Source organism: Neisseria sp. P0022.S010, assembly GCF_051956635.1.
Window position 1 is genome coordinate 1 of the sequence record NZ_JBQCXF010000170.1, and the last position, 5831, is coordinate 5831.

6 protein-coding genes and 1 pseudogene are annotated in these 5831 nt (G+C 52.1%); all 7 read right to left on the bottom strand.

The features are described 5' to 3' along the window. Positions 1–149: 149 nt before the first annotated feature. The gene (locus ACTHUT_RS12800; protein ID WP_250599446.1) at positions 150–1625 is read right to left on the bottom strand and encodes a surface lipoprotein assembly modifier; all 1476 of its coding nucleotides are present in this window, start codon (positions 1623–1625) and stop codon (positions 150–152) included. Between the two features lie 156 nt (positions 1626–1781). Further along, complete coding sequence (locus ACTHUT_RS12805; RefSeq protein WP_003683787.1) at positions 1782–2153, bottom strand: hypothetical protein; 372 nt, start codon at positions 2151–2153, stop codon at positions 1782–1784. Positions 2154–2325: 172 nt separating this feature from the next. Then, a complete protein-coding gene (locus ACTHUT_RS12810) occupies positions 2326–3063 on the bottom strand; it encodes a M48 family metallopeptidase (protein WP_431768192.1) in 738 nt (245 codons plus the stop codon). A gap of 23 nt (positions 3064–3086) precedes the next feature. Further along, positions 3087–3818: a lysophospholipid acyltransferase family protein gene (locus ACTHUT_RS12815; protein WP_250599448.1), complete on the bottom strand. Its 732-nt coding sequence runs from the start codon at positions 3816–3818 to the stop codon at positions 3087–3089. Positions 3819–3889: 71 nt separating this feature from the next. Continuing rightward, positions 3890–4468, bottom strand: coding sequence for a D-glycero-beta-D-manno-heptose 1,7-bisphosphate 7-phosphatase (gene gmhB / locus ACTHUT_RS12820; RefSeq protein WP_137041476.1), 579 nt, complete (start codon positions 4466–4468; stop codon positions 3890–3892). A gap of 20 nt (positions 4469–4488) precedes the next feature. After that, on the bottom strand, positions 4489–5550 hold the full coding sequence (locus tag ACTHUT_RS12825) for a glycosyltransferase family 4 protein (protein WP_250601685.1): 1062 nt from the start codon (positions 5548–5550) through the stop codon (positions 4489–4491). After that, positions 5547–5831 (bottom strand): annotated as a pseudogene (locus tag ACTHUT_RS12830) (DUF7832 domain-containing protein); the annotation flags it as partial. The gene ACTHUT_RS12825 and the pseudogene ACTHUT_RS12830, both read right to left, overlap by 4 nt.

Genomic DNA, 5831 nt, shown 5'->3' on the forward strand with positions numbered 1-5831 from the left:
GATTTTATCTATTTGATAAATATGAATCTAAATAAGGGATTATGCCTTAAAAAATCTATTGATTCGGTATCTGTAAAAGTTTGAATTTGTCTTGTAAATCAGTATGCAGGACAGACATTTTTGCTTTATTCACAGATTGGTTCTACTTGTCAGAACGTTTTGCTCAATTCGACAAACATTTTGGTTTTGCCGTATTCGTAGAACTTGTCGTTGCTCCATGTTTTGTTGTGGGCAATGGTCAGGCGCGGGGTAATGCTTTTGAAATGGAGGGCGCGGTGCCATACGCTCAGGGAGGCGGAGGCTTCTTTGTCGCGGCGGTTTTGTTCGTTGCTGAAGAAGCTGGGGGCTTGGTAATGGCGTTGGGCGGCGCTGAGGCGTAGGACGGTGGAGAGGCCTTTGGGCCATTCTTGTCCCCATGTGGTGCGCAGGGCGTAGCGGTTGAAGCTGTCGCTTTTGTCGTCGCGGTTGCGTTCGCGGTAGAGGTCGATACCGGCTACCCAGTATTGGCGCGCGTTGCGGTAGTACACGATGGAGTTGCTGAGCAGTTGGCTGGTGTTGTTGGAATGCTCGCGGCGGCCGTTTTTCAGACGGCCTGCTTCAAATGCGCTGAGGGTCTGCAACTTGGGTTGCCACCAATGGTTGTAATGGAAGCGTACGCCGTTGGTGTAGGTGTAGGGGTCGTTGCCGTAGAAGCGGCGTTCGTGGAACGGGGTAATGCCGATATCGTTGCGTTGGTCGGCATAGCCGATGCCTGCCGAAAAGCGTGTGGTGAGGTCGTTGTAGTTGGTGTGTTTGGGATAGATTTTGCCGTAATGGTCTGCGCCTGCTGTGGCATAGAAGCCGCGGGGCAGAGACCATTTTTTTTCTGCGCCGATTTGGTAATGGATGGCGGTGGCATCGATGGGTTCGGGGAATGTCCAGCCTCGGAAGCAGTCGTCGTCGGGATAGATAAGGCGCACGGCGCGGCATTGTTCATCGCTCAGGTAGTTGCCCAGACGGCGTTGGCCGGGGGCTTGGTTGATGTTTTGTTCGCGCATGATGTTCAAGCCGGCATTGAATTGCCATGAGTCGCGTTCGCGTAGGGCTTTGCGGTATGTTTCGAGGCGTTCTTGCAAGGCAGGCGGGAGGGATTCGGTTTGCAGTTTGTCGAACTGGTCGGCTGCGGCTTCGTTTTGTTTGTCTTCAAACAAGGCGGTCGCAAGCTGCCAGCGGACGGCGGAGGCATCGGGCTGCTCGGCGATAAAGCGGCGGTAATGGCCGACGGCTTCGGCGGCGCGTCCTTCGGATTGGGCAAGCAAACCTTTGGCATAGCGTGCCATGGCGCGATCGTGTTCTGGCCATTGTTCGTAAATGGGCAAAACGGCTTTGATGCCGGGGATGTTGTGGGCGACGGCGGCGGAATACATGGCGCGTGCCAGTAATTCGGTGTTGGCAAGCAGGGTGTCGGCATCGACGTTGATGATTTTTTCAGACGGCCTGTTTATCCGCTCGGCAGTGATGTTGTGCGTTTCGGGTTGTTGGGGTTCGGCTGTGTTGACTTGAAGCTCGGGTTTCACATCAGGCGGCACATCGGCGGCGTGAAGGGAAAGGGGAAGGATGGCGAGGAGGAGCAGACGTTTTTTCATGGCAATGTTTGGGATGTTATCGGTATAAGTGGGCAGATTGTACAATGTTTTGAGTCGGAAATTTTACAAACCGAGTGCCATTATACCTGATAAAGACGACAAAAGGCCGTCTGAAACCCGATGGGATTTCAGACGGCCTTTATTTGCGAGTCGGATTTAGTTTTGGTCCAAGTCCAAATCGGCTTTGTATTCGATACGGCCTTGGCCTTTGTCTTCGATGGAAACGTCCAGCTCTTGTTTGCCGCGTTTGAATTTCAGATCGGCATCGTCGTGTTTGATTTCAGACTCAACCACATGGAAACCTTTGCTGCGCGCGTGGGCGATCACTTTTTTGGCCAAGGAAGGAATGGAATTGCGTTGGCCGGAAAGTTCGGCTTCGTATTCAAATTCGCCGTTGCCTTGATGATCGGCTTTTATGGTGTGCGCGCCATCCGGACGGTAGATTTCGGAAGGCAGCGGGGAGGCGAATGCCGTGGCGGAGAAAAGAGCCAAAATGCCGGTGGCCAGTAACGATTTTGCTTTGGTCATCGGTTTTCCTTTCTGAAAAGGGTTTTGAGAACGACATCATCTTATCGGCAGGTATGAGGGGCGGCAAGCGGATAAACTTGATTTTACGCGCGGCTACATGATTTGTTTGGAGGGCGTTGGTTCTTTGCTTTGGGCTGGTGTTTGCTTGCAAAAAAATGCTGCCGGATAAGACTTAGCCGAGGTGGAACAATTCGCTGCCGTGCGCCTTCAGCCATTGTTCGGCTTGGTCAACATGCGGCGTGAGCGAGTGTGTCAGAGCCCAAAATGCAGGGCTGTGGTCGGGATGGCGCAGGTGGGCGAGTTCGTGCAGGCAGACGTAGTCGGCGACATATTCGGGCGCGCCGATGAGCCGCCAGTTGAGGCGGATGCCGGTGGTGTGGCGGCAAACACCCCAGAAGGTTTTGGCGTTGGAAAGGGAAATAGCACTCGGGGTCAGGCGGGTGGTTCGGATATGGCCTTCGAGGCGCGGCAGCAGATACTCGTGCGCACGCTCGTGCAGAAAGCGGCGCAAATGGGTAAGTTGGGCGGCGTTTTCTTTTTCGGGCAACAGGATTTCAGACGGCCTGATTTGGATGTGGTTTGCTGTGTGGACGGACAAGGCCGTCTGAACGCCTTGATACCAAATCCATTCGGGAAGCGAGTCGGTAGGTGTTTGTCGGGCCGGTGTTTTGTTTAGGGTACGGCGCAGGATGGCTTCGTTGTCGTTCAGCCATTGGGTAAAGGTGTGCTGGGTAACAAACGGAGGGATATTGATGCTGACGGTATCGGCGGAAACGGGGCGCAAGATGAGGTTTTTCTTGGCGCTGCGTTTGAGCTGGATATGAATGGTGAGGCCGTCTGAAAGGGTGTGGGTATGGAGATGGGGCATGATGTTGAGGGAAAGATTGGACGGCATGGAAAGGGCGGGCATAGCGGCCCACCCGATGGAATGATTTATTTGGTTTTGGGCGCGAACGGGCCTTGTCCGGTAATCAGGGGCTGCTGGCTTTCGATCCATTGCTCGCATTGGGCCATGAGTTCGGCTTCATTGCCGTTGTTGTGGGCAATGGGTTTGCCGATGATGACGCTGACCGTGCCGGGGTATTTGAGGAAGGAGTTGCGCGGCCAAAACTCACCGCTGTTGAGCGCGACGGGGACGATGTCCATCTCGAACATTTTTGCCATGCGCGCGCCGCCGAGCTTGTAGCGGCCTTTTTCGCCGGGTGGCAGGCGTGTGCCTTCGGGGAAAATGGTAATCCAATAGCCTTCGTTTTTACGCGCAAGACCTTGTTCTAAAAGTTGTTTATTGGCTTCGCGGCTGTTGCTGCGGTCGATGCCGATGGTTTTAACCAGCTTCAAGCCCCAGCCGAAGAAAGGGATTTTGAAGAGTTCGCGTTTGGCAACATAAACTTGCGGCGGAAAAATCTCTTGCAGGGCGAGGGTTTCCCAGCCGCTTTGGTGTTTGGCGCAGATGATGGAGGGGTGGTTTGGAATGTTTTCCGCGCCGCTTAAGGTGTAGTTCAAACCGATGATGTGCTTGAGCGACCAGTTGAGGATGCGCACCCAAATTTGCGCCATTTTGTGTGTGCCGCCTTGGAAAGGCAGGGCAAGCAGCATAAAGGGGAACAGCAAAATAATGCTGGAGGAAAGGATGAACCAGTAAATCAGGTTGCGGATAATCAGCATATCGGGGAAAAGTCTGTCGTTTGAAGGCCGTCTGAACGCCGTTGTCGGCAGTTTTCAGACGGCCTTGTCGGTTATAGGATGGCTTGCGCGGCTTCTTCGATTCGTGTGTTTTCACGCATGATGTATTGCGAGAAAGCTAGCAGGTTGTCGAAGACTTGGGTATGTTCGGGCAGTTCTTGTTCGTGTTTGGCCAGCGTTTTCTTGCCTTTGCCGGTCAGGACGAGTGCGGATTTGCCGCCTGCGGTATCAATGGCTTGCAGGTCGCGCAGGCTGTCGCCGACCAGCCAGGTTTCGGCGGCATTGGCCTTGAAGCGTTCGATGATGTCGATAATCATGCCGGGCTTGGGTTTGCGGCATTCGCAGTTGTCGGCGGCGGTGTGCGGGCAAAACCAAATGCCATCGATGGCGCCGCCTGCTTGAACGGCAAGGCGGTGCATTTTCGCGTGCATTTCGGTCAGGTCTTGCACGGTAAAGTATTTGCGGCCGATACCGGATTGGTTGGTGGCCACAGCAATGGTGTAACCTGCCTGCGTTAAAAAGGCGATGGCATCCATGCTGCCTTCGATGGGAATCCATTCGTCAACGGATTTGACGAAATCGTCGCGGTCTTGGTTGATGACGCCGTCGCGGTCGAGGATGATGAGTTTCATGGTGTTCCTAAATATTGTTTTCAGACGGCCTTCAACATATTGAGAGTTTGGTCGATATGATGCGTTAAGGTGGGATTATAGGTTAATGCCTGCATAGGAGAGGTAATTTTGTGTTTTCCCTGTCGTTTGAGAGAAACTGCTTGAGTGATGGCTTGTACCAGTGTTTCTGTGTTTTGACGTGAGAAAAAGAAACCTGCATTTTCATTCATGACTTCGGTACATGCCATATTGTCGGAGAAAACAACTCTGGTTCCGCACAAAATAGATTCTATGCCAACCAGTCCGAATGGTTCGTACAGTGATGCCATGATGGTGAAGTCGGCAGCTCGGTAAAGTTCAGGCATATTTTTGCAGAAACCAAGCTCAATAACGTTGTTCATCGGGTGGGGTAAAGCCGATCCGGCAACAGCCAGTTTGATGGGTAAATCGGTATGCTCGAAAAATTCTGCTAATAAATCCAAACCTTTTCGGGTGTGTCCGGTTGATGGAAATAGGAAAATAGTTTCGTCGTCTTTAAATCCGTATCTCGCACGAGTTGCAGGAATTTCTTCCGGTTTAGCGTAGAAGCGTGCAGTATCGGCAGGTGGATGGATAACATGGATTTTTTCAGAAGGTACCCCATAGAGGTTGATCAACTCGTGTTGCATTAGGTGTGAATGCGCCATGATCAATTTTGCCGTTGAGTAGTTGGTGCGGTTACGCCGAATGATGAGTCTATCAAGTAGGTTTGGGGTTTTACCCATGTTGTGCAGGTAACCTAAGTGTGTACCGCCGCAGACAAAGATATCAGCATAATCACTGGGATTGCAGGCAATAAGGGGGATATTTCTGTTTTGCCGGAGTTTGGCCAATTGCATACTGAAGAAAAAAGGACGCAACTTTTTTGGAATCTTTTTTTGATTGACGTGATGCGTATCAACTTGGCGGTATTCAGGAATCGTTGTATCGATTTGTGCAGCAAAGACGGTAGGTTTGATGCCGTGTGCGTTTAAACCACGGACCAGGTCGAAAGTGTAGCTTTCCATGCCGCCACCTGGACGGAAGCAGTTAATAGCAATGTCGATAGAATAGTTCGGCTTCATTGTGTGGATTCTTTCGAATATTTTTCTACTTTCAAACTGCTTTTCCATTTTTCAAATGCCGTCTGAAAAACGGGGGTCAGTTTGGCGAAGGTTTCCGGGGGGTGCTTTTGACGTGGTAGAAGCCGCCGAGCGAGGGTGTGTCGAGGGCGAGGATGTAGTCTTCCATAAATGCGCCGTAGCCGTCTTCTTCGTCGGTGTAGTAGAACTCGGTAAACCGTTGGCCGAGTTCGGTAAAGTCGTCCGCCGTCAATGCGCCGTCCATGTGTTTGAGCAGGAAGTGC

Bases quoted from the DNA above. Each gene is read 5' to 3' on its own strand.
- ACTHUT_RS12800 (WP_250599446.1), bottom strand. From the start codon at position 1,625: ATGAAAAAACGTCTGCTCCTCCTCGCCATCCTTCCCCTTTCCCTTCAC.
- ACTHUT_RS12805 (WP_003683787.1), bottom strand. From the start codon at position 2,153: ATGACCAAAGCAAAATCGTTACTGGCCACCGGCATTTTGGCTCTTTTC.
- ACTHUT_RS12810 (WP_431768192.1), bottom strand. From the start codon at position 3,063: ATGCCCGCCCTTTCCATGCCGTCCAATCTTTCCCTCAACATCATGCCC.
- ACTHUT_RS12815 (WP_250599448.1), bottom strand. From the start codon at position 3,818: ATGCTGATTATCCGCAACCTGATTTACTGGTTCATCCTTTCCTCCAGC.
- gmhB (WP_137041476.1), bottom strand. From the start codon at position 4,468: ATGAAACTCATCATCCTCGACCGCGACGGCGTCATCAACCAAGACCGC.
- ACTHUT_RS12825 (WP_250601685.1), bottom strand. From the start codon at position 5,550: ATGAAGCCGAACTATTCTATCGACATTGCTATTAACTGCTTCCGTCCA.